This window comes from Hymenobacter sp. BT730 (assembly GCF_030542105.1).
GTDB lineage: Bacteria > Bacteroidota > Bacteroidia > Cytophagales > Hymenobacteraceae > Hymenobacter.
In genome coordinates, this window is sequence record NZ_JAUOFB010000001.1 from 242,946 (window position 1) to 264,938 (window position 21,993).

The window sequence follows — 21,993 nt, forward strand, 5'->3', positions numbered from 1 at the left end:
TAGCTGCCCGCGGCTTTTCTCTAATCTAAGGAAAGCCGCAGGCAGCAAAGCCTCTGAACTCTTACTATGCTTCTTCAGGATTTTCTACATCAGCGCTTTCTTGGGAATGATGTGCAGGCCTATTTGTGGTGCCTGGGCATTTTGCTGTTTGGCTACCTCTTCAAACGGCTGCTGTCCAAGCTGCTGTCCAAGCTGGTATTTCGGGCCATTCGCAAGCGCACAGAAGGAGTTTCGGAGCAGCAGTTTCAGGCCTTACTGATCCAGCCGCTGTCAGTCGTTATTTTCCTGATTACGGCCTACTTTGCCTTTCAGGTGCTTGACTATCCAGTGCGCAGTTCAGAGCTGGCCCGTAATGAGCCCTGGCCGCAGGTGGCCTTATTTCGCCTGTTTCAGCTGGCTGTGTTTATGGGAGTGGGCTGGATTGGCCTGCGGCTGATTGACTTTGTGGTGCTCGTGTTTCAGCGCCGCGCCGAAACCACGCCCTCCCGCCTCAACAATCAGCTGATTCCCTTCGCCAAGGACCTGCTGAAAGTACTGGTGCTCTCGCTCACATTCCTGCTGATGCTGAGCCGGGTATTTGGTGTAAACGTTACGGCGCTGATTGGCGGTCTGGGCATTGGTGGTCTGGCCGTGGCTTTCGCCGCCAAAGAGAGCCTGGAAAATCTCATTGCCTCGTTCACCATTTTCCTGGACCGCCCCTTTGCCGTGGGCGACCTAGTAGAAGTAGGCGGCGTAACGGGTACCGTAGAGAAAGTAGGCTTCCGCAGCACTCGGCTGCGCACTGCCGAAAAGAGCTTTGTGACGGTGCCCAACAAATCCATGATTGATAAGCCGCTCGATAACCTGTCGTTGCGCACGGCGCGCCGCGTAAGCTTTACGCTGGCGCTCAGCCACGCCACCACCAGCGAGCAGCTCCGCCAGATCATCAAGGAGGCCCACCGCATGATTCAGGCGCACAAGCTTACCACGCCGGAGGTGCAGATTAAATTCTCTGCCCTCACGCCCACGGCCAAGGAAGTAACGGTGCAGTACTTCGTGGAAACCGTGGATTACGATGAATACCTGGCCGTGAAGGAAGACCTTAACTACTGCCTGGTAGAAATTGTGGAGCAGTTTGGCGGCAACTTCGTGAGCAGCAATACCACGCTGGTGCAACTGGCTAATCAGGACCCGCTCCGCGGTCTGCAATCCAGTCAACAGCCCTTGGTTAGCTAAGCCCAAGGCATAAAAAAGCGCTGGTAGTCTCAGACTACCGGCGCTTTCTGCGTTTATCAGGAGGTACGGCGCGGCTAGCGGCCACCAAGCAACCCGCCGAGCAGGCTGCCTATGCCGCCACCCATAAGCCCACCCAGGCCGGTACCACCCGCACTGCGGGGCGCCGAGCCCGGCCGGCCACCCAGGCCACCCAGAATAGAAACCAGGGATCCTAAACCGCCACTACCTACGTGCGTACCCTGTTGCGGATAGTTGGCTCCGTAAGGGTCACTAGCTGCCCGCTGGTTGCCCCCGAGCACGCCACTGAGCAGGCCACCACCTAACAGACCACCTAACAGGCCACCCATAGAGCTACCACCACCCATGGCACCGCCCAACAGGCCGCCCATAGTGCTGCCACCACCGCCCATCATGCCACCCATGCCGCCGGTGTTGTTGCGGTTGCCGCCCATCATGCCGGAAAGTACCATGGGCGCTACCACGCCCAGCAGGCCGCCCAGCAGAGCACCTTTGGGAATACCTACGCTGTCCAGCTTATCGGTAATGCCGTTGAGGAAGCCTTTTTTGGCCGGGTCGCTGGCATCGTGCGGTACCTGGGCCGCCTGGTCTACTACCTGCTCCAGCGTGTGGGTTTGCTGAGGGCTGATGCCCAGGTAGGCGGATATTTTATTGACCATGGCCTCCTCGTCGTTGGCATACGCCCCATCGGCGCGGGCAAAGCTGATGAGGTCCGTCACGAGGGAAAAGCGCAGGTCACTGTTGCGCAAGGCATCCAGATTAGCTTTTACGCTTTCGTTGGTAGAGTCTTTGGCAGCCGCTATTACCTGCTGGGTAGCGCCGCCGCTCAGACCGGCCGTATGGGCCAGCTGCTGCAGGAATTCTACCTCTACCGCCGAGGCTTCGCGGTCGGCGGAGGCCAAGCTGGCAATAACGCTGATATAAGCTGTCTTTTCTTCTTCGGAGTACTGCTGCAGCAGTTGATTATCGTTCATATCAGGGGGAGGGTTGGGTGTTGAAATTAACTATAGCCCTCCTTAACGCGCCCTGTGTTGGAATGTTGACCTCGACGTTTGTTTTGACCTGATCCTATACTTCTAGAAGTCGAAGTACTCGCCGGGAGCAGGTGCTACGGGCTTTTTTTCGCGCGGCTTCCCCAAGGATGGGCGCTCTACCGGCGGTTTGGCGGAGGCAGCACCGGCTGGAGCCGGTACCGGTTTTCGGCCGCTTAGTAGCTCTCCCACGGAGGGCCGTACGGTGGCCGGTGTGGCAGCAGGTGCCCGCATCGTCCGGCGTTGGTCCAGGCTTACCCGGAAATTGTCTTCATCTCCCTGTATGGCCAGCAGAATGGCGGGGCCGGTGTTTGTTTCACCACCCATCGACACCCGACGCAGCAGCCCTGGTAATACCGGAATAGACACATGGTAATCCATCTGCTGATCAAAGGTGTGCGTGCCGGTTACCCGAATCAGGGAAGCCGTGCGCACATTGGAGCGGATTTCCATTTCCGGCAGATATACTGTGCGGCTCTGGATGTAGAAGTTGTTGGTGAGCTCCGCGAAGCGCAGGTGGCGCAGTTGCTCCCGGCTGGCCACCATCGACAGCTTTTGCACTGGCTCGAAGTTGTTCAGCTCCCCATTGCGCACAGTGGCTTTAATTTCTGCTTCCAGCCGGTTGGTTAATGGCTCAAGCCGCTGGTTGAAATACACATCCGACTCGCCGGAAGCAGTGAGCAGGCCCCGCAAATGACGGTGAGTAATAAAGCCCTGCCCGAAATCCTCAAACACATAAAACAGCTTATCCAGTGGCATCTGGCTGCAGGAAGCTACGGTGCTGGCTTTAATCAGTTCCGGGCGGCGCGCATCTACCGTGCCCTGCACGCTGGCCCGCCCGCCCAGCGCCTCAATGCTGAGCCCCGGCGAGGAAAACACCCGGTTCTGCAACCGAATGGTGCCGCGCAGATTGCTGGCCTGCAAACGCCGGAAAATCACCTGCTGCGCTACCACCCGAATATGGAGCGCCAGAGAAGTTGGCACCGCTACGGCAGCGTATTTGGCCGGCACGCTGCCGGCTACCGCTGCGCCCGCCCTGGTTTCAGCAGAAGCCGCCAGTAGCTCATTTAAATTCAGCTGCCGCGAGGCTACGGTGGCATCTACCAGCAAAGCCTGCCCCGGCCGTAGGGCCCAACCCGGAAAGTTGCGCAAGGCCCCATTCACTTGAAAATCAGAGTGGCCCCACATAGCCGAGCAGCCTATCAGCGCCACCGAGTTGCCGCGCAGCTGTAGCCGGCCAGTAAGCCGGGAAATGGGCTGCGGATAATCGCGCAGGCGTAAACTTACCTGCTGCAGTACCAATTCCCCTGAGGCCTCACCTGCGCTGCCAGACCCAGCTCTGAAGGCGCGCAGATTACCATGAAACTGTAGCTGTAGGTTGGCCTGTCCGCTGCCCGCTCGCACGGCGGCTACCGGAAAAAAGCGCAGCGCCTGTCCCACATCCATGTTCGCCTTGAGGCGCAGGTGCATGGTAGGGTCGGTAAAGTTTGCATAGTGCAAGGATCCGCTAAACGGCCGCCCCTGCAGCGTACCCTGCATATTCTGCAAAGACAGAACCGAGGTTTTCGCGTTACACCGCACGCCATTACTGAAAGTACCCGTTAGGAACACGTGTTCCACCTTCTCCTTATAGCCGGGATGAAAGAAGGAGGCATTCCGGCACCCAAAGGTCAGCGTCAGTTGCGGATTTGCCCGCCCTGACAACTCGCCCTGTACGGCTCCACCAAAATACACCTCTCCCCGGCTGCGGTAAACGGCTAAGCGGCGTGCCAGCCGGGCCGGCAGCAACGCTACCAACGACTGCGCATTGGTATTCTTCCCCTCAACCGTCAAGTTCAGCTGCGTAGCGGCGGCATAGGCTATGGTCCCCGCTATCTGGTATTCAGCCGGCCCAATAAGCAACGCAGAGGGAGAGAAACGAACCACCTTTGAATCCCGGTCTACGGTGAGCTGAGTGCGCAACGTCAGCTCCTTACCGCGCAGATAAGCATCCGAGCCTAACGCTATACCATCTACCCGCGTCGTGCCAGTAGCAGCAATCTGAATCCGGTGGCCGGCAACGGCCAGCATGGCCCGAACATCATGCACCTGTAGTTGGTAGCGCTGGCGCAGACCGTCATCCTGATACACCACTTGTAGCTGCTGCAGGCTTATTTTTTCCAGATCGAAAGCCAGTGGCCGTTCAGATGCCTGCGTTGTATCAGCCCGGAAAATGGCAAAATTACCCTGCCCTTTTACGTTACGCCGCACTACTACCCGCCCCTGCCTTAACGTAAGCGCCCTAATCCGGTAATTCCCCGACAGCACGTCCCAAGTATCGAAAGCACAGTACAACGTACGCAAGTGCGCCAGCGCGGCGGTATCTGCGGGCAGCGTGCCACGGATGGTTACATGATGTAGTGTAATAGAAACGCGGGGAAACTGGTCTAGCAGGGATAACTCAATCCGGCCCACCTGCACCGGTGTAGCCAGATACTGATTGGCCTGCTGAACAAAGAGGCCAATGATGTGCTTTTCGCCCAATTTTATGGCCGCCAGCAGTCCACTCAGCAGTAGCGCAAAAAAAATAAGCCCCAGAAGCAATGTTTTTTTCAGGAATCCCAACGCCTCAACAATTCTGAATATGAATGCTTTGCTATCTAAAACCGCGCTTTTAACGCTCCAAAGACCAAAAAATTCTAGCCGAAGGTCGCAGAAAGTTTGGTGTATTCGAAAACACCCCCCATATTTGTACTCCCAAACGGCACATACCGGGACGGAAAAGGGAGATTAGCTCAGCTGGTTCAGAGCATCTGCCTTACAAGCAGAGGGTCACTGGTTCGAACCCAGTATCTCCCACCAAAAGCAAAACAGGCACTTAGCAGCAATGCTGGGTGCCTGTTTTGCTTTTGGTTTAAACAAGCTAAGACAAGTTAGCTCTTTGAGGTTAGCCATTCAGCGTATTGTTATCCACGGGTGATTGTGATTAAATAAATGGGGTAAAATATCTTGGTCGGCTTGTTATGCTCGGCTGCTACTATAGTGTTGATGTCTTTGTATAGACCCAGCTCGTTCGCCAAGCGGACAGAAAAGCATACTGAAGGATTTAGGAAGACGACCACAAGGGAAAATTATATAGGTATACAAGGATATTGATATTCCGAGTCATAGGATGAGTTTGCTCAGTAAGTATTATCAGAGGCTCATCCTTTAAAGACTTGTTGCTTCCGATCGGTAAATTTTATCGGAACCTATCCGGTGGTCTTCTTATCTTTTCCAGGAGCGTGTCAGCAACGGGGCACCAAACTTCCCTTACCAGACCAGGACCATGAAAACCCCTAGCCCACAGGACCAGGCTTCTCCCCGCGACCGGCAGGCTCCACGGTTCTATCATGGCACTAAAGCCCCGTTCAAGCTAGGGGATATAATTACACCGGGCTTTCCATCCAACTATGGCCAGCGCAAGCCCGCAGCCTATGTCTACCTCACCGCTACCTTGGAGGCCGCCATTTGGGGAGCGGAACTGGCCGTGGGCGACGGCCCCGGCCGCATTTATGTCGTGGAGCCCACGGGCTCCGTGGAAGACGACCCTAATTTGACGGATAAGAAGTACCCGGGCAATCCCACCCGGTCCTACCGTTCGCGCCATCCGCTGCGGGTAGTGGGGGAGGTAACGCAGTGGCAGGGGCATGCCCCCGAACAGCTCCAAGCCATGCAGGAGCACCTAGAGCGCCTGAAGCAACAGGGGATCGAGGCTATTGAAGATTGACGCTTTTTGAAAAAAATCCGGGCGGCGCTGTAACGATGCCGGAATTTGCCGGTACTCCTTTCGACCAACCCGCAAAACCCTACCCCCGGTGGCCGAACACTACCCGAGCGACGAGGCCTTAATGGCGCAGATTCAGGCAAATGACCTGGACCAGCTCACCGTGCTGTTCGACCGCTACCACCTGCCTATTTTCAATTACCTGCTGCGCCGTACCAACAACGACCGGGAAACCGCCGAAGACCTCACGCAAACGGTCTTCGAACGCCTGCTGAAATACCGCACCAGCTACCAGCCGGGCCCATCCTTTCGGGCCTGGATTTACCAGCTGGCCCGCAATGCCCATGCCGACTACTGGCAGCGCCAGCAGCACATGCATACCTCTGATGTGCTGCAAGTGGAGCGACAAGGCGGTTTCGGCTCCTCGGCATTTGATGCTATGATCACTACTGAGCGCGACCAAAACCTGCACGAAGCCCTGGCGCTGCTGCCCGAAGCCCAGCGTGACATTCTGGTGCTGCACCGCTTTCAGGGGTTCAGCTACGAGGAAATCGGGCAGCAGCTGGCCTGCAGCGCCGGCGCCGCCAAGGTAAAAGCCCATCGGGCCTTGCAAGCCCTGCGCACCATCTATTTCGCTTCCTAGCCATGACTGACCGTCCTTCCCCATACGATTGTTTCACCGTAGCCGACCAGCTGATCGACTACGCCGACCAAGTCCTGCTGCCCGAGCAGACCGCGCGGGTAGCTTCTCACCTAAGCCAATGTCCTGCCTGCCAGGAGCAAGTAGCCCAGCTTCGGGAATTGTCAGTTCAAATGGAAGCCATTGAGCCGGCAAAACCCTCCCCCGCGCTGCGCAATCAGTTTTTGTTGATGCTGGAGAAGGAGAAGGCCGTAGTGGCAGCAGCGCCAGTACCTGCTCCTGAAGTACGGGAAGCCCGCATCCGTACGATGTGGCCCGGCGAGGTTAGCCGCTGGGCCATGCGCATTGCCGCTGGCGTAGCGCTGCTAGTGATGGGCATGGTGTTGGGTCAGCAGTGGCAACCGGAAAATGCCCCCACCGTGACCAGTGCCCCAATAGCCGGCTCTACCAAACATGCCATGCAACTGGCCAATGCTCTGTCGGGTGATGCCTCGCAAAGCTTGTCGGCCAGTGACCGGATACAGCTGGTGGACAATGCTGTGGAGCAGGTAGATGCCACCGGCGACCCTGCGGTGCAGGTACTCATCAACACCCTGAATTTTGACCCCAATTCCAATGTGCGCTTGGCCGCGGCCAATGCGCTGTACCGGCTGCGGACTGACCCGCGCGTGGGAGAAGCCTTTATCCAGTCGCTGACTATCCAAACTGACCCCAACGTGCAGATTCTGCTCATTGAGCTGCTGGTGAACATGCGCGAACGGCGAGCGGCGCCCCAGCTAGAGCAGCTGGCCAATAAGCCCGACGCGCTACCCATCGTGCGTCAACAAGCGGAATACGGCCTCGGCACCCTGATATAGTTTTCTCTTTTCCTTTTCCAACCCGAACCCTACTGCTGGCGCCGCGAACGTGGCGACGCCGGCCGGGCTCACTCTGTACCCCAAATCCGACATGAAAAAGTTATTGCTTCTCACTTTTAGCTGTTTACTGCTGACAGCTCCGGCCTTGCAGGCCCAGGAATTCAAGCTTAAGCTCGGCGGCAAGGACCGCAAGATTGAGCTCGATATGCAAAGCAGCGACGTGAAGCTGGAAGGCTACAACGGCGACGTGCTCATCATCAGCGGCAATGGCTATGAGCCCCTGCCCAAGCGAGCCGAAGGTCTGCGTTCTGTGTACAATTCAGCCGAAGACAACACCCGCCTGGGCCTTTCCGTCACCCAGAAAGATAACGTGGTGCGCATTGTGCAAGCCTCGCGCAAAGACGCTGATTATGTCATTCGGGTGCCTCAGTCCATGTCGGTGGTGTTCAACCAAACCAACTTTAACGGCGGTGATGTGGAAGTTCGCGACCTGGACGGTAACATCGAGCTGAACCTGAAAAATGGCAGCGCCAAGCTCAGCAACATGGGCGGCGGCGTAGTAGCCAATACTGTGAGCGGCAGCATTACCGTGCGCTACGCCGACCTAAGCAAGTCGCCCAGTTCGATTTCCTCGGTGAGTGGCGATGTGGACGTGACCATGCGCCCCAATAGTAAAGCTACGCTGCAGCTGCGTTCCATCTCAGGTGATGTATACACCGACTTTGACATTGCCATGGGCAAAAGTGAAGACGCACTGCGGCGCGTGGGTGGCCAGGTGGTGCAAGGAACCGTGAATGGTGGTGGGGCGAATGTTTCCCTTCGATCGGTGAGCGGCAACATTTTCGTGCGCAAAGCCAAGTAATGCATTACAGCGCTGCTTTTCTCTCTATCCAACTCCGTAACGCCATGAAATTCTTTCGTTTACTCCTCAGCCTGAGTGGTGCCTTATTACTAACGGCACCTGCGGCTAACGCCCAAAAGATTATTGAAAAGAGTGCCTCTGTGGGGGCTAAACAACAAGTGGTGCTGGATTTGAAACAGGCCACCAGCATAAAAATTCGGGGTAGTAAAGGCAAGCAACTGCGTGTGCGGGCCGCCGTTACTATTAATCAGAATAAGCTTAACAACGCACTCCAACTTACTCTAAATACCGAGGGTGACCAGATAACGGTGAAGTCAGCCTTTGATGAAGCCATGTTACGCACCGGCCAGCCAGGCGACTGTCCCGACGGTCAGGGTTCTTCCTGGAGCTCGGGCGGAGAAAAAGGCCGAGATGGGTACCGGGTGTGCAGTAACGTGGAAGTAGAAATTGAAGTGCCGGAGGGCGTGTCGTTGCGGGTGAACACTATTAGTGGCAACATTGAAGCTACCGGCCTCACCGGTCAGCTGGAAGCCAAATCCATCAGCGGCTTCGTGGATGTAACCTGGTCATCGGGGCAAGGGGCGAAAGTTGCCTTTAAGACAATTACCGGCGAAGTGTACACCGACCAGGATATTGCCTTTACCAACCGCAAGGAAGGCGTGCCCATGGTGGGCTACGAGGTGCGCGGCTCCCTGGGCAAATCAGGTCCTTTAGTACGCCTGGAGTCCATCAGCAACGACGTTTACTTCCGTAAGCAAAAATAAACCAATGTCTTGTAGCGCCTTTTCGGCTGGTGCAAAGCGGTCTAGGGGCTCTGATGATACTTCCTGGCAAGCAGGCCAACGCCTACCCAAACACCCACTCCGGGGACTCAGCTATAAGGGCTCTCCACTTGTGAGTCCCCTCGTACCGACAAGGCCGGGCGTGTCACTATTCCGTTGGAGCGCGATGCATAAACTTTATTGGAACGTATTCACTCGGTTGTCACCGCTCTTTAAGGGGGGTTTAAGAAATGGGACACAGGACCCTGCCTGCGTATGAACACGCGTTGCACGTCCCTCAGACACGAGACACCGCGACCCGCCGGGGTGTAGACTGACCACTGTTTAGTGGAATGATGGAAACTCCCGCTATTGGGTACAAGGCAACTCGCCCGGCGGGGAAAGCCGTCGTCCTGAATAACTCCCACCATCCGAAAGGCTTTGCTTCGGTACAATTTCAGCAAGGGCGGGCAAAGGGAGACGAAATGCCGTAATCCGAACCTAGATGAAACAAATTGAACAGGATAGTGAAGCCGATTTTTTCGGAATTGCTGGAGCTCTGAATCGATGACAACTTCTTCACGGCTGCCGCCTAGATCCTTTATCCCTCGCTTGCGCCACTATCGTAAAGCTGCCGGTAGGGCCAGATGGTGCAGGAGCGGGGGATTGGATTTAAATTATTGCGATAAGCCGACCTTACCCTGATCAGACCCAGTTCCATGGAGATCAACGCCGGAACTGGGCTTTGGCATATATATTTATTAATAAGCGCTCCAAAGAAGATAGAGAGATATAATCCGATGAATCTCAAGAGAAGCGTTCCATACAAAGGTGTAGTTTAGCCCCAACTTCGTGGGTTCCCGCCAACAGGTATTGGCTTAGAATCTAGAATGGGGCAAAAGCAGTCTAGTGACTGATACTCCTATCTTTTCGCGAAGGATGGAAAACTGCGCCCTATCTAAGCATCCTAACTGAGCTTCCGGAAATCATGGCTTCTTCTTTTGGCTCTTATGTCCAACGCCATTGAAACTGCTGATGCCCTTGAACTCCGCTTGGCGGAGTTGCAGCGCACGAATCCAGAGGCGTTTATGGAAGCTTTGTATCGGGCGTACTACCGGCCGCTGGGCAACGCCGTGTTTCGGGTGGTGCAAGACCGGGCCGTGGCCGAAGACCTGGTACAGGACCTGCTCTTGAACGTGTGGAAGAACCGCGCGACGCTGCAGATTACGGCTACCTACAGGTCTTACCTTTTTCGGGCGGCCCTCCACGCGGCCCTGCGCCATACCGAGCGCCAGAAGCGGCAGGTAGCCTGGGAGGACGCCAACGTAGTGGATATGGGTACGAACTCTACCCTGGAGCATTTAAACGAGCAGGATGCGGAAGCGGCCGTAGCGGCGGCTCTGGCTACGCTGCCGCCCCAGTGCCGGGCCGTGTTCCTGCTCAGCCGCCAGGAAGGACTTAGCTATCAGCAGATTGCCGAAACGCTGGACGTATCCCCTAAGACCGTGGACAACCAGATGGGTAAGGCGCTCCGCCTGTTACGACAGCAGCTCAAAGGCCTATTTTCCGGCTTGGCATTGATGCTACTGGAGTTTTTATAATTTTTTTCGAGGCGGCGTAGGGGTAAATCAACGGTTGTGACTCTATATAAGCAGAACCTACTTTTTTACCATCACTCTACCGCTATGAAAAACAGCTGGCTCCTGCTCCCCCTCCTATCGACACTTGTGTTCACTTCCTGCGACAACGACATATCCGGCCCCCGCATACACGGAACGGGCCCTACCGTAGCGGAAGTGCGGACCCTAAACAGTTTCAAGCGGGTAGAACTCAGTATTGACGCGGAAGTAGTGCTGACCCAAGGCAGCCCGCAGCAAGTGCGCGTGGAAGCGCAACGCAATGTGCTAGACGTGCTGGAAACGGAAATCGACGGCAGTGAGCTGCAAATTGAGTTTGGCCATGTGAACGTGCGGCGCCACGACCCCATCAAGGTGTATATCACGGTGCCGGAACTCACGGAGGTGCAGCTGTCGGGCACCGGAAAAATTCGCAGCGACGCGCCGCTGACCACCAGCAACTGTAAAGTAGAGGTGTCGGGCACGGGGGTAGCGGACCTGAACTTTGCGCAGGTAACCGAACTCCAGACCACCCTGACGGGCTCGGGGGAAATACGCTTGAGCGGCTCGGGCCAAAGCCACAAGTGCAGCTCCAGCGGCTCGGGCCAGGTAAGCGCCTATGATTTCAAAACCCAGGACACCAACGTTTCCATCACCGGCTCAGGCCAAAGCTATGTACAAGCCAGCCACCACCTTAACGTCGAGATTACCGGCAGTGGAAACGTCTTCTACAAAGGCAGCCCCATGGTCAACACGCGCATTACGGGTTCGGGCCGGGTGCAGGCCGACAACTAAGGCCGCACAGCTTGCTTTGCGCCGGGCTAAGCGCTAAACTGCCTTCCTCGCCGCCAGATAAGGCCCGGAAATAATCGACATTAGTAAGCGTATTTGCCAATCTTTGTTCATGCCTAACTTGTATTCCGACGCAGAGGAAGCCCCTTGGGATTTGCTGGCCAAACACTTGGCTGGCGAAGCCTCGGCGTCGGAACAACAGGAACTGCATGCCTGGGTTACAGCCTCGCCTGCCCGGCTGCCGCTGCTAATGGAGGCTACCCGCGCCTGGGAACGGGGGGGCCACATGCCCGATGAATTCACGGAAGCTGATGTGGAGACGGCCTGGCAGCAGTTCAGGGTCAACACCAACCTGGCCCCGGCACCAGCCACGCCCGGAGGCCGGGTGGTATCTATGTGGCCCGCGGTACAGCCTTTGCTGCGCGTAGCGGCGGCTCTCCTGCTGCTGCTGGGTGTTTGGAGTGTATGGCGGCTGGTAGGCCGGCAGCCGGAAACCATAACCATAGCAGCGGGCGCCCAGCGCCGGCAGGTAGCCCTGCCCGATGGCAGTCAGGTATGGGTGAACCGCCATTCCACCCTGCGCTACAATTCCGATTTCAACAAAACCGCCCGGGTAGTGCAGCTGCAAGGCGAAGCCTTTTTTGAAGTAAAAAAAGACCACGGCCGGACGTTCACGGTACTAGCCAACGATACCCGGACGCGGGTACTAGGCACCTCGTTCAACGTGCGGGCCTACCTCGCCGAGGACTCCGTGGAAGTAGCCGTGGTAACGGGCCGCGTAGCCTTCAGCCCCGTGCAGCACCTGACGGCCACTCCCGATTCGGTGCTGTTGCGGCCGGGCCGGCGCGGCGTCATCCGGCGGGCGGCCCCGGTGGTGGCCGTCCAAAAGCCAATTGTGGATCCCAACTTCCGCGCCTGGCAGCGAGACGAGCTTGTGTTCGACAATCAATCCATGACTCAGGTGGTCCAAACCCTGAGCCGGTACTACAATACCTCTATCACCCTGGCGCACCCAGACCTGAGTCGCTGCCGCTTCACGGGCACCTTCGTGCGCACCGATTTAGCCCAGATGCTGCGTGTCGTCAGCCTTTCGGCTAATCTCTCGGTGAGCCGAAAGGCTGACGGCTATATCCTGAATGGACCGGGCTGTCCTTAGTCCTCAGGCAACTTTCTTCCCACTTCTATCAGAACTTTAGCTATGCGAAACTGCATATGCCTAGCCATAGCCTTGCTTTTTGTGCTGGCCAGCTTTCCTGGCACGGCGCAAGTAAAACCCTCTGCCGTGCTGGAGCGCAATGTGAGCGTTAACTTCCAGCAAGTACCCCTTGAATCTGCCCTGCGCACGCTGCGCCGCCAGTATGGAATACGAATTTCCTACAGCAATACAGCCCTCAACTTGCAGCAGCCCGTCACGCTAAGGGCACAGAACCAACCGTTGCGTACGGTGCTCAACACATTATTAGCCGACAAAAACATTGGCTACGAATTGGTAGGCGACCAGGTGGTGCTGCATCCGGCGCAAGCCCCCAAGCCCCCAAAAGTTACTCCCCCCCAGCCAGCCAAGCCCACCACCGGCAAGCCAGCCACCCCAAAGTCGGCCGTAACGGCCAGTACCGGCCAGAACAAACCAAAGGCGAAACCAGCTATGTCAGAACCGGAGGCTCTGGCGCAGCCCGCAGTAGCCGCGCCGGATTCCACCGGGGCACCATCTACGGAAAGGGAAACCCCTACCCGGCGGTCGAATACCAGAACCGCGCAAGTGACTTTTCTGGGGCCCTTAGGCTCCAATGGAGCACGCAGCGGAGAAATGGTCAACACGTTATCGTTGAATGTGTTGGGCGGCAGCGCGGCGGGCGTGGATGGCTTCGAGGCGGCTGGCTTATTCAACGTGGACCGCGACACGGTGGCTGGTGTGCAATTGGCCGGCTTAGCCAACGTGGTGGGCCGCCACCTGGAAGGTTTTCAGGGGGCCGGCTTGCTGAACGTGCTGGGCGGTACCGCCACAGGCTGGCAAGCCGCGGGGCTGCTCAACGTAGCCACGCGCCCAATAAATGGCGTCCAAACGGCTGGCTTGTTCAACTATAGCGGCATAGCCAAAGCCAATACCGCTGCGGCTGATCCGAACCAGGAGCCTGTTGTTAAACAAACCCCGCGCCGCTCCCGGGTGCAGGCAGCCGGCTTGTTCAATGTATCCTTAAGCGAAGTCCAGGGAGTGCAGGTGGCGGGGTTGTTCAATGCGGCGAGCAACGTGCAGGGCCTACAGCTGGCCGGCCTGCTCAACGTAGCCGACTCAGTAAATGGCGTTAGCATTGCCCCCTTCAACTTCGTGCGCCACGGTTACCATCGTATGGAAGTAACCAACTCGGAGTCCTGGCCCATCGGAGCCATTTTAAAGCTGGGCGGCTCGGCCGGTTTTTATACCTTCTTCGCTGGGGCCTACAATGACTTTGGCAGGGGCAACCGCCGCTGGGCGCTGGGCTACGGAGCCGGTACCGAACTACTAGCCTGGCACCGGGTTAGCCTGAGCATCGACGCCCTGGCGCTGCATGTAAATGAGGAGCAGCGCGGCTGGACCAACGACCTCAACTTGCAAAACCAATTGCGCTTACTAATCGGATTTGCGCCCCTTAAGGCTGGCGGCCACTGGCGCCTGGTAGCCGGCCCCACCGTGAGTGTCCTCGTCACCCAGCGCTACGACTCAGAGCGCGGCCATGTATACTCTCACCTGCTGGATGACCGACATCTTTGGTTGAAAGAAGGTAATGCTGCCACGCAGGTCCTTGGCTGGTTTGGCTACTGTGCTGGGGTTCGCTTTTAGCCCAAAACAAGCATAGCAGCACTGATATAGCCCCTATCTGGCATCCGGCAGCAATACATTGGCACACGTTCTTTGCGGAGCGTTAGGATCCACCTTAGGACAACGCATGTCTATGTACACCGTAGTGAAAATTGGTAAAGCAAGCTTAGTTGCACGCTTAATCCCGATAGGCTCTTACCAATAGTCGTTGGTTCGCATAGCCAGTGCCCCTTCTTTAAGCGGCGCCCTTGGTGCGCTCATCTAGCCACTGCCAGGCTAAGGTGGGCGAGTAAAAGACGTGAAGCTCAAATTGCTCGCGCAGATGCCCCATCAGTTGCTGGTTGGCATACGGCATGGGCATCCCCTGCTCGAGCAAGAAGGCGATGCCGCGTAGGTGCGGGCATTGGGCTTGGATGCTGGGAATCCATTCATGCACCACCCAGGAGCTGGCTTCTCCCCACTCCCCGCTGGTCCCCCGTGTGTCATGAAACAGGCCTCGGGGTTGCCACTGTAAATTTAGCTGTAGGCCCACCTGGGCAGCGCGCACCAGCTCATCGCTCGTCACATGGCCCTGCCAGCGCACATACAGCACCTGGGGGCCAGTAAAAAAGGTGTATTCCGCCGCCACGGCCCCAAAGCAATCATAAGTCGTATGCACGTGCTGGGCCCGCCGGTAGCGCGAGGCTAAGCGGGCAGGCAGGGGCGCAAAGAGTTCCACGGGAGTCATGCTGATGGCTTTACAACAAGATACAGGATAAATCGAGCTCCCTAAGAGGAAACGCCTGCCGCGTCCGGAACGGGCACCGGGCAGCTCAACACCCTGCGCGCGGGCGCTCCTAACACCTGTTGAACGTGCGTTTCATAAACCTTATAAGCAACTATCTTATGCATGGCAGATCCAAGTCGGAAGGCACCATAGGCGCCGAAGGCATTTAACGGCGCGACCATAGGCCACATCAGAAAGCGGCGGTGGTCTAGGAATGACGGGCAGAAGAAAGATAAGTCCTTCTATTGTCTGTCATTCCTAGACCACCCCGTTTTTCATTTATGCGCAGGAGAAGCTGAGTACTTACCTTATCAGTTTCAGTCTGACTGCCTCACTTAATACTTCACTGAAATAAACCGGGGGCGGAGGTGGTGCGGGTGCTTGTGAATGTCGGCAATGAAGTCGAACGAGTTGACGTTGTAGCTGATCAGTAATTCCCCTGGCTTGGACAGGTGCGGGTGGGCTTTGGCGTTATAGGTGTAAAAGTCCAGGTCCTCGTACACTTCCGGCGTCTCGTACATCTTTTTCGCTGGCTGGAAGGGCCCGGCTGGGGTCTGGCCGGTCTGGATGGCAATAGTGGGCGAGTTGGTATCGAGCTGGTAGGAGGCCAGCACCCGACCGTCCTCCATAAAGCTGACGCTCATCTCATTGGACACCCGGCTGGTTAGGGCTGCTGCCTGGTGTACATCCGGGCCCCAGGTACTGCCGTCCCAGTAGCGCCATTGGCTGAAGTCTTCGAACACCTTGTCCGGCACGCGCGCCACCAGAAGCTCCTTGTTCATGCCCCGCACGCCGTACACGTAAATGTAGCCGTCGGGCTTGGGGGCTTTGGCACCCACCGTATTAGCCAGTACGGCTACGCCAAAGACCACTTTCCCCTTTCCGTTACTGTTTGGGATAAACAGAGGAGTATCAAGCTGCCGCTGGTTGGTAAAAGGTGGCCGGCTGCCCTTGGGCAGGGCAATGAGGGAAACGCCGATGTCCTCAAAGGGATACACGCCCCCCGGTAGACTTTTGATCAGGTAGGCGAAGATGTAAATAGTGCTGTCCTTTTGGTGGTTGAAAAACCCGTCGCCCAGCCAGTAATAGTTGCCGGGCTTGGATTTGGCGGTCCGGGGCTCAAACATCGAAGCGGCTTTGCCCTGGGCATCCCGGCGCCAGTGAAACTTGATTTTCTCCGGGTCGGGTACGTTGCCTTGCAGGTAGCCCACGGAGTTGTGCACCATCTCCCAGTCAGCCTGTAGGGAGTCATCTTTGATAGCCCCGATGATGGTGTCGCTAAACCAGAGGAAAGTACCTTTCCCCTCGGCCTCCCCGGACTTTTCGACGCCATTCAGCGCCACGCTGTAAATGCCGTCAGCACCCAGCCAGCCTTTGTTCTGCAGCAGCATGTTGTCCCACTGCGGCTCGGCCACAGCCCGTACTTGCCGGGTAGGCGGGGCCGCCTGACTACCGGCCGCCCCGGCGACGTCGGGGGCAGTTTGCTGCTGGCCGCACCCGGCGAGAGACAGGACCAGCATGGCGGAGGAAAGTAGGGCGGCACCAGTCCGGTTGCGGCTAGGAGTACAGGGTTTCATACCTTGAGGTGGTTGCGAATACGGGAGTCGGAGAATGGGAAAGGCGCGGGCTTACTGGTCCCACGCGTCCGTGCGGAAAGGCACGGCCGGTAGCCCCTGTTGGTTGGCTAGGTTGGTAATGGGGTAATTGGTGAAGGCGTAGCGAACGGCTACTGGCTTCGGCACCCGGGTCGAGGTCAGCACCAGGTGCTGCTGCACTATTTTCGCCGCGGCAGGGTGAAAGACGTGATCCGCGCCGGCCAGGTAGAAATGCCGGGGTGGCCGTTGGTCGGTCGTAGTAAGCCCGGTGCCGAGGCTCCGGGGAGCGAAGTACACGTGGATCTGGCTACCCTTTACCACGTACTTTTTTAGCTGAGGCCCTACCTCAAGCGTTTTGGGTTGACGGTAGGTGCGGGCCAGGGCGAGCCGTGCCAGGCGCAGCCCCACGGCCTGCTTGTTACGGGGATGAATGTTATCGGCTTCGCCCACGTCCATCGTTACGGCCATACCGGTGTTACGGACCTGCAACATTGCCTCCTGCGCTTCGCGCAAGCGGGCATAGTAGGTAGCCGTGGAGTCCTTTTCCTCCCAGTTGTAGGGCGTGAGCTGCACGTAGTAGAACGGCAGCTCCCCCTGGTTGAAATCCCGGCGCCAGCCCCTTAGCATGGCGGTGCACAGCGCAGTGTAATCAGCCCCGTCCTTTTTGTTGGCCTCACCCTGGTACCACAGAAAGCCCCGGATAGAAAGATTTTTCAGGGGATGAATCATGGCGTTGTAGAGCAGGGTGGGCCGGGCCAGCACCTCGAACAGCTTTTCCAGGGTCTTGATGGAATCCAGGCTTTCCCCGGCCTGGGAGCTCTCCTCATAAGGCGTCAGGTACCGAGCCCGGACGAGTGGATCGGCTGCCAGAGCCTCCCGGCTGGCCCAGGCCTGGCAGGCCGAGCCCCCAACCGAAGCCACTACCAGCCCGATGGGCACCTGTAAGCGCTGCAGCAACTCCCGCCCGTAGAAATAGGCCACGCCGCTAAAGTCGCCCGCCGTCCGGGGAGAGCAAATCAGCCAGGTACCTTTGGCATTGGGCTGCGGCGTTTTTTTAAAGGAATTCTCAATATTGATCAGCCGGATGGCCGGGTAATCGGCCGCGCTGATTTCCCGCTCATAGTCCACCACGCCGCGCAGCCATGGCAGAGCAGGCTTCAGCTCCATGTCCATGTTTGACTGGCCACTGCACACCCATACTTCGCCAATCAGAATGTTGGTCAGGGTGATTTTTTCCTTTTTACACCTCACCGTTAGCGTGTGCTGGGTGAAGTCCCTGGGCTTGGCGGCGGGCACGGACAGGGTGCCCCGCCACTGCCCGGCCGCATCAGCCACCACCCAGACCGGGGCTTCCCGCCAGTCAGCGGCCAATACTACTGTATCCCCTACCGGGGCCGTGCCCCACAGCGCCACGGGTTTGGCCTGTTGAATTACCATGTTGCTCTGCAGGATGCTGGCTACCTGCAGGGTCGGGGTGGTTTGGGAAGGCAGTTCCGGACTACGCCAGCTCAGCGCGGCCAATGCCCCCAGCAGGCACCCCCACGACAAAGTAATACGCGGGCCTCGATGTCTCATGGAGCGGGTTGATTGAGAGGGGAACGGAGAAATAAAGGTTAAGCAGCTACCAGGCGCTACTGCAGCTTCACCCGGATGAAGCGGGGTCGGTACAGATTAGGCTGTTCTAGGATGTCCTTGAAGAAGTCGAAGGAATTGACGTTGTAGCTGATCAGCAGCTCCCCGGGCTCCGATAGGTTGGAGTGCACTTTGGCGTTGTAGGCAAAAAAGTCCTTGTCCATCTTGGTGTCTTCGGTGCTGTCCCACACTTTGATGGGCGGCCCGAACGGGCCCTGGGGCTTGAGAGCGAGACGCAGGCCCACCGTAGTGCCAAAGCCATCCGTCTGGAACACCATAGCATAGCGCCCGTCGGGCAGGGGTGTCACGCTTAGCTCATTGGAGGCGTGGTCAGTGATGTTAGCCAGCTTAGCCAGGTCGGGGTTCCAGTCGGTGCCGTCCCAGTAGCGCCATTTGCTGAAGTCCTCCACGTCGGCCGGCAATACGCGGGCGAGCACCACATTCTTAGCTTTGCCACGCACACCGTACACGTACACGTAGCCGTCGGGCTGCGGGGCGCCCGCCTCCTTGGTATTCACAAAAATCCCCGCCCCCAGTGACCCATAGTCATCGGGTGCGCTTCCCGGCAGGAAAAAGGGCGTATCCAGCTGCCGCTGGTCTTTGAAAGGCGGCACGCTGCCGGCGGGAATGACAATTAAGGCATTACCTACTTCCTGGAAGCCAAATACCTTGGCGTCGGTGTTTTTCACCCGGTAGCCGAAAATATAGGTATCGTTGTTTTTGGCAGTATTCACGAACCCGTCGCCCAGCCAGTAGTACTCGCCCGGTTGGGCATTGGGCGTGCTGGGAATAAACACGGATTTGTGCTTGCCGGTATTCGGGTCCTTATCCCAGTAGAACCTAATGTTGTCGGTGGAGGGCACACCGCCTTTCAGCACGGCCACCGAGTTGTTGATCATGGTTTGTCCCGGGTTCAGCTTGCCGTCTTTGATGTCTCCAATCATTGTGTCGCTGAAGATTAACATCGTTTCGGTGCTTTTGCCGGAGCCCGGCGTATCGACGCCGTTTTTGGGAATAGCAAAGATGCCATCGGCGCCGAACCACCCTGAGGTCCGCTTGAACAGGGCGGTCCACTCTGGCGCGGGCTCCACCGTAAACTTCAGGGTGGTGATATCAGTGTTGGCCGGTTGCGGCTGGCCCTTGCTCTGCGAGTCGCTTTTATCGGAGGAGCAGGCGGCAGTAGCTCCCAGCAGAACAATGGCACTCAGTAGCGCACTATGTCTAAACATCGGACAATGGCTTTAAGAAACAGTAAGAGGGAAAGAAGAACCCAACAGGCCAGTCACCGCACTTGTACCCATCCCAGGCCGATTGTCAGACAACCAACCCAGAATGGGACTTTGCAAGGCAGCGCTACGGATTGTCGCCTATTTCGGGCTGGCGTCGAAGGTGTAGATGAAGGTTTCGTTGGCGGTGTAGGGCGGGCCAAATACGGACAGGTCCAGCGTAATCTCCATCACCAGGCGGTCCTTGGTCAGGGACAGCACTTTGTAAGTTTCCGTCGTAACCTTGCTCGGGTCGAAGGCCGAGGCATAAGTTTGCGTGAAGGTCTTCTCGTCGGCGCTCAGCGTCCAGCCTGTGTACACGTTGAAGCCGTCGAAGGTGCAGGCCTGCGTGCCGTAGTTCACGGCCATGGTGCCATTTTCATTGTAGACGAAGGAATCGTCCTTCTCGCAGTCCGTAATGGTTTCTGCGTCAGGGTTGGGTGTGGTGTGGAGCTTGGATTTCAGGTTCCAGCGGTAGGTTGCCAGGATCTGGGCACCCGAAGCGGCCGTGTTAACCGTCAGCACCTTCTCGGCCGTTTTGCCATTCGCATCCACTGCCTTAAAGGTGAAGCCTACCAGCTTATCTACTTCGCCTGCCGCCTGGGTATAGGTGAAGTTGTAAGTATAGGTTTTTAGCTCCGTGCCGGATAGCTGAACTGTCTGGGTGCCATTCGTGCCAAACGTGTTGTCGTTTTGCAGATTGACCTGCTTGGAGACGGTAAGGCTCTTCAGATTACCGGGGGCCGACACGGTTACGACCGACTCCACTACCTGGCCGGTTTTGCCCGAAACATCATCTTTGGACAACGCAACGGTCGGGCCTTCAGGGGTGGATTCCTCATCTTTCGAGCAGGAAGTGCCCAGAAGCGTTGCCAGCAAGGCAACGCAGTAAAACCAATAGGAGGTATTTTTTTTCATGGTGGGGTAAATGGTTATAAGTGGGAATGGAGTGAAAAGCAATTAGTGAATTGAGCGTAAGAGGCCGGAAAGAATAAGTGGCTATTGCGGCTGCGCAACCCGGCCTGGCACCGGCACGGCGGCCTGCTCGTCAGCCCAGGAATGCTCGATTTCCTCCAGCGTGCGGCCCTTGGTTTCCGGCACCGCCTTCCACACGAAAACGAACGTCAGCGCCGACAGCGCCATAAATACCCAGAAGGTGTAGGCACTGCCGATGGACTGCAACAGAATGGGGAAGAACTGGGAGACGAGGTACACCGAAACCCACAGGGCGCCCAGGCACAGCGACATGGCCAGGCCCCGGGTGCGGTTGGGGAATATCTCGGCGATGATGACAAAAGCCAGCGGCCCCAGCGAAACCGCGAAAAAGGCGATATACGCCAGGATAAATACTAACACCACGTAGCCCCGGACCATCTCCAGGTAAAAAGCCCCGCCGATAATGAGCAGGCACACGGCCATGCCCGCCGAGCCCACCAGCAGAAGGCCCTTGCGGCCCCACTTATCCACGTACTTGATGGCCACGATGGTAAAGAGCAGGTTGACGGTGCCCACCAGGATGGTTTGCAGCAGGGCGGAGTCCGAGCCGTCGCCGGTTGACTTGAAAATCTCCGGAGCGTAGTACATAATGGCGTTGATGCCGGTAATCTGCGACAGCACGGCCAGCACCAGCCCAATAACCAGGGGCTTGCGCAGGGCCGGTCCAAATAACTCACCCAGCGTGCCCGACTCCTCCGACAGTGCGCTGGTAATCTGGGCCAGCTCCACCCGGGCCTGCTCCTCGCCGTTGATTCTGGTCAGGATAGCCAGCGGCTCGGCCACATAGCCCTGCTTGGCCAGCCACCGGGGGCTTTCCGGCACGAAGAAGAGCAGCACCATGAACACGACCGACGGGATGATGCCCGATCCGAACATCCAGCGCCAGCCCACGCTGATGTTCCAGGCTTCGTCGTAGAGCCCGGCAATGCCGGCATTCACGAAGTAGATGAGGAGAATACCGGTTACAATGCCGAGCTGGTTGATGGACACCAGGCGGCCCCGGATGGCGGCCGGGGCAATTTCGGTGATGTACATTGGCGCCAGGATGGACGCAATGCCAATGCCCAATCCCCCTACCAGCCGGAACGCCACAAACCACGTCAGATCCGGCGGCATAGCGGTGCCGATGGAGGACACGGCAAACAGGATGGCTGAGAGCATCAGCACTTTCTTGCGGCCGATCCGGTCACTGAGCGCGCCCGCAAAGAGGGCCCCCACCATGCAGCCAACAATAGCGCAGGAGGCTATCCAGCCCATCATGGCTGGGGAGAGGTGGTAGTTGGCCTGCAGAAAGCCGATGGCCCCGGCAATGACGGCGGTATCGTACCCGAAAAGCAGCCCACCTACGGCGGCGACCATCGTGATGCGGTATACAAACCAGTTATTTATGGTCTTTTCCATGGGC

The 21,993-nt window shown here is 57.5% G+C and carries 18 protein-coding genes and 1 tRNA gene; 11 read left to right on the plus strand and 8 right to left on the minus strand.

What is annotated here, in order from left to right:
* Positions 1 to 66: 66 nt before the first annotated feature.
* Positions 67 to 1,215: a mechanosensitive ion channel family protein gene (locus Q4G72_RS00990; protein ID WP_303309574.1), complete on the plus strand. Its 1,149-nt coding sequence runs from the start codon at positions 67 to 69 to the stop codon at positions 1,213 to 1,215.
* A gap of 74 nt (positions 1,216 to 1,289) precedes the next feature.
* Here the strand turns inward: Q4G72_RS00990 and Q4G72_RS00995 are convergent, their stop codons facing one another.
* Together Q4G72_RS00995 and Q4G72_RS01000 are read right to left on the minus strand one after the other, a co-directional pair.
* Positions 1,290 to 2,207: a TerB family tellurite resistance protein gene (locus Q4G72_RS00995; RefSeq protein ID WP_303309575.1), complete on the minus strand. Its 918-nt coding sequence runs from the start codon at positions 2,205 to 2,207 to the stop codon at positions 1,290 to 1,292.
* Positions 2,208 to 2,309: 102 nt separating this feature from the next.
* Positions 2,310 to 4,847, minus strand: coding sequence for an AsmA-like C-terminal region-containing protein (locus Q4G72_RS01000; protein WP_303309576.1), 2,538 nt, complete (start codon positions 4,845 to 4,847; stop codon positions 2,310 to 2,312).
* Between the two features lie 180 nt (positions 4,848 to 5,027).
* Between Q4G72_RS01000 and Q4G72_RS01005 the strand changes: the two genes are divergently transcribed.
* The 10 genes from Q4G72_RS01005 (at position 5,028) to Q4G72_RS01050 (ending at position 14,355) form a co-directional block, all read left to right on the plus strand.
* Positions 5,028 to 5,105: transfer RNA gene (locus Q4G72_RS01005), tRNA-Val, on the plus strand.
* A 466-nt stretch (positions 5,106 to 5,571) separates the two neighbouring features.
* Positions 5,572 to 6,012 carry an NAD(+)--rifampin ADP-ribosyltransferase gene (gene arr / locus Q4G72_RS01010; protein WP_303309577.1) on the plus strand — a complete coding sequence of 147 codons (441 nt, stop codon included), beginning with the start codon at positions 5,572 to 5,574 and terminating at the stop codon, positions 6,010 to 6,012.
* Between the two features lie 88 nt (positions 6,013 to 6,100).
* Positions 6,101 to 6,652 (plus strand): RNA polymerase sigma factor, encoded by a 552-nt coding sequence (locus Q4G72_RS01015; protein WP_303309578.1) that lies wholly within the window; start codon positions 6,101 to 6,103, stop codon positions 6,650 to 6,652.
* 2 nt (positions 6,653 to 6,654) lie between these two features.
* The gene (locus Q4G72_RS01020; RefSeq protein ID WP_303309579.1) at positions 6,655 to 7,506 is read left to right on the plus strand and encodes a zf-HC2 domain-containing protein; all 852 of its coding nucleotides are present in this window, start codon (positions 6,655 to 6,657) and stop codon (positions 7,504 to 7,506) included.
* A gap of 91 nt (positions 7,507 to 7,597) precedes the next feature.
* The gene (locus tag Q4G72_RS01025; protein ID WP_303309580.1) at positions 7,598 to 8,368 is read left to right on the plus strand and encodes a DUF4097 family beta strand repeat-containing protein; all 771 of its coding nucleotides are present in this window, start codon (positions 7,598 to 7,600) and stop codon (positions 8,366 to 8,368) included.
* Positions 8,369 to 8,412: 44 nt separating this feature from the next.
* Positions 8,413 to 9,132, plus strand: a complete 720-nt coding sequence (locus Q4G72_RS01030) for a DUF4097 family beta strand repeat-containing protein (RefSeq protein ID WP_303309581.1) — start codon at positions 8,413 to 8,415, stop codon at positions 9,130 to 9,132.
* A 1,007-nt stretch (positions 9,133 to 10,139) separates the two neighbouring features.
* Positions 10,140 to 10,730: an RNA polymerase sigma-70 factor gene (locus tag Q4G72_RS01035; RefSeq protein ID WP_303309582.1), complete on the plus strand. Its 591-nt coding sequence runs from the start codon at positions 10,140 to 10,142 to the stop codon at positions 10,728 to 10,730.
* Positions 10,731 to 10,814: 84 nt separating this feature from the next.
* A complete protein-coding gene (locus Q4G72_RS01040; RefSeq protein ID WP_303309583.1) occupies positions 10,815 to 11,540 on the plus strand; it encodes a head GIN domain-containing protein in 726 nt (241 codons plus the stop codon).
* 109 nt (positions 11,541 to 11,649) lie between these two features.
* A complete protein-coding gene (locus tag Q4G72_RS01045; RefSeq protein ID WP_303309584.1) occupies positions 11,650 to 12,693 on the plus strand; it encodes a FecR family protein in 1,044 nt (347 codons plus the stop codon).
* A 42-nt stretch (positions 12,694 to 12,735) separates the two neighbouring features.
* A complete protein-coding gene (locus Q4G72_RS01050) occupies positions 12,736 to 14,355 on the plus strand; it encodes a DUF4974 domain-containing protein (protein WP_303309585.1) in 1,620 nt (539 codons plus the stop codon).
* Positions 14,356 to 14,569: 214 nt separating this feature from the next.
* Here Q4G72_RS01050 and Q4G72_RS01055 read toward each other — a convergent pair whose 3' ends face one another.
* The 6 genes from Q4G72_RS01055 to Q4G72_RS01080 all read right to left on the minus strand — a co-directional run bounded on the left by Q4G72_RS01055 (position 14,570) and on the right by Q4G72_RS01080 (position 21,989).
* Positions 14,570 to 15,061: a hypothetical protein gene (locus Q4G72_RS01055; RefSeq protein ID WP_303309586.1), complete on the minus strand. Its 492-nt coding sequence runs from the start codon at positions 15,059 to 15,061 to the stop codon at positions 14,570 to 14,572.
* 374 nt (positions 15,062 to 15,435) lie between these two features.
* Entirely contained in the window at positions 15,436 to 16,677 is a 1,242-nt protein-coding gene (locus tag Q4G72_RS01060) for a DUF5005 domain-containing protein (RefSeq protein WP_303309587.1), read from the minus strand.
* 51 nt (positions 16,678 to 16,728) lie between these two features.
* A complete protein-coding gene (locus Q4G72_RS01065) occupies positions 16,729 to 18,270 on the minus strand; it encodes a sialate O-acetylesterase (protein WP_303309588.1) in 1,542 nt (513 codons plus the stop codon).
* Between the two features lie 56 nt (positions 18,271 to 18,326).
* Positions 18,327 to 19,556 carry a DUF5005 domain-containing protein gene (locus Q4G72_RS01070; RefSeq protein WP_303309589.1) on the minus strand — a complete coding sequence of 410 codons (1,230 nt, stop codon included), beginning with the start codon at positions 19,554 to 19,556 and terminating at the stop codon, positions 18,327 to 18,329.
* A 138-nt stretch (positions 19,557 to 19,694) separates the two neighbouring features.
* Positions 19,695 to 20,510: a hypothetical protein gene (locus Q4G72_RS01075; RefSeq protein WP_303309590.1), complete on the minus strand. Its 816-nt coding sequence runs from the start codon at positions 20,508 to 20,510 to the stop codon at positions 19,695 to 19,697.
* A gap of 81 nt (positions 20,511 to 20,591) precedes the next feature.
* Positions 20,592 to 21,989 (minus strand): sugar porter family MFS transporter, encoded by a 1,398-nt coding sequence (locus tag Q4G72_RS01080; RefSeq protein ID WP_303309591.1) that lies wholly within the window; start codon positions 21,987 to 21,989, stop codon positions 20,592 to 20,594.
* Positions 21,990 to 21,993 lie beyond the last annotated feature (4 nt).

Coding starts and splice junctions, on each gene's coding strand:
- Q4G72_RS00990 (WP_303309574.1), top strand. CDS start 67: ATGCTTCTTCAGGATTTTCTACATCAGCGCTTTCTTGGGAATGATGTG.
- Q4G72_RS00995 (WP_303309575.1), bottom strand. CDS start 2,207: ATGAACGATAATCAACTGCTGCAGCAGTACTCCGAAGAAGAAAAGACA.
- arr (WP_303309577.1), top strand. CDS start 5,572: ATGAAAACCCCTAGCCCACAGGACCAGGCTTCTCCCCGCGACCGGCAG.
- Q4G72_RS01020 (WP_303309579.1), top strand. CDS start 6,655: ATGACTGACCGTCCTTCCCCATACGATTGTTTCACCGTAGCCGACCAG.
- Q4G72_RS01025 (WP_303309580.1), top strand. CDS start 7,598: ATGAAAAAGTTATTGCTTCTCACTTTTAGCTGTTTACTGCTGACAGCT.
- Q4G72_RS01030 (WP_303309581.1), top strand. CDS start 8,413: ATGAAATTCTTTCGTTTACTCCTCAGCCTGAGTGGTGCCTTATTACTA.
- Q4G72_RS01035 (WP_303309582.1), top strand. CDS start 10,140: ATGTCCAACGCCATTGAAACTGCTGATGCCCTTGAACTCCGCTTGGCG.
- Q4G72_RS01040 (WP_303309583.1), top strand. CDS start 10,815: ATGAAAAACAGCTGGCTCCTGCTCCCCCTCCTATCGACACTTGTGTTC.
- Q4G72_RS01045 (WP_303309584.1), top strand. CDS start 11,650: ATGCCTAACTTGTATTCCGACGCAGAGGAAGCCCCTTGGGATTTGCTG.
- Q4G72_RS01050 (WP_303309585.1), top strand. CDS start 12,736: ATGCGAAACTGCATATGCCTAGCCATAGCCTTGCTTTTTGTGCTGGCC.
- Q4G72_RS01055 (WP_303309586.1), bottom strand. CDS start 15,061: ATGACTCCCGTGGAACTCTTTGCGCCCCTGCCTGCCCGCTTAGCCTCG.
- Q4G72_RS01060 (WP_303309587.1), bottom strand. CDS start 16,677: ATGAAACCCTGTACTCCTAGCCGCAACCGGACTGGTGCCGCCCTACTT.
- Q4G72_RS01065 (WP_303309588.1), bottom strand. CDS start 18,270: ATGAGACATCGAGGCCCGCGTATTACTTTGTCGTGGGGGTGCCTGCTG.
- Q4G72_RS01070 (WP_303309589.1), bottom strand. CDS start 19,556: ATGTTTAGACATAGTGCGCTACTGAGTGCCATTGTTCTGCTGGGAGCT.
- Q4G72_RS01075 (WP_303309590.1), bottom strand. CDS start 20,510: ATGAAAAAAAATACCTCCTATTGGTTTTACTGCGTTGCCTTGCTGGCA.
- Q4G72_RS01080 (WP_303309591.1), bottom strand. CDS start 21,989: ATGGAAAAGACCATAAATAACTGGTTTGTATACCGCATCACGATGGTC.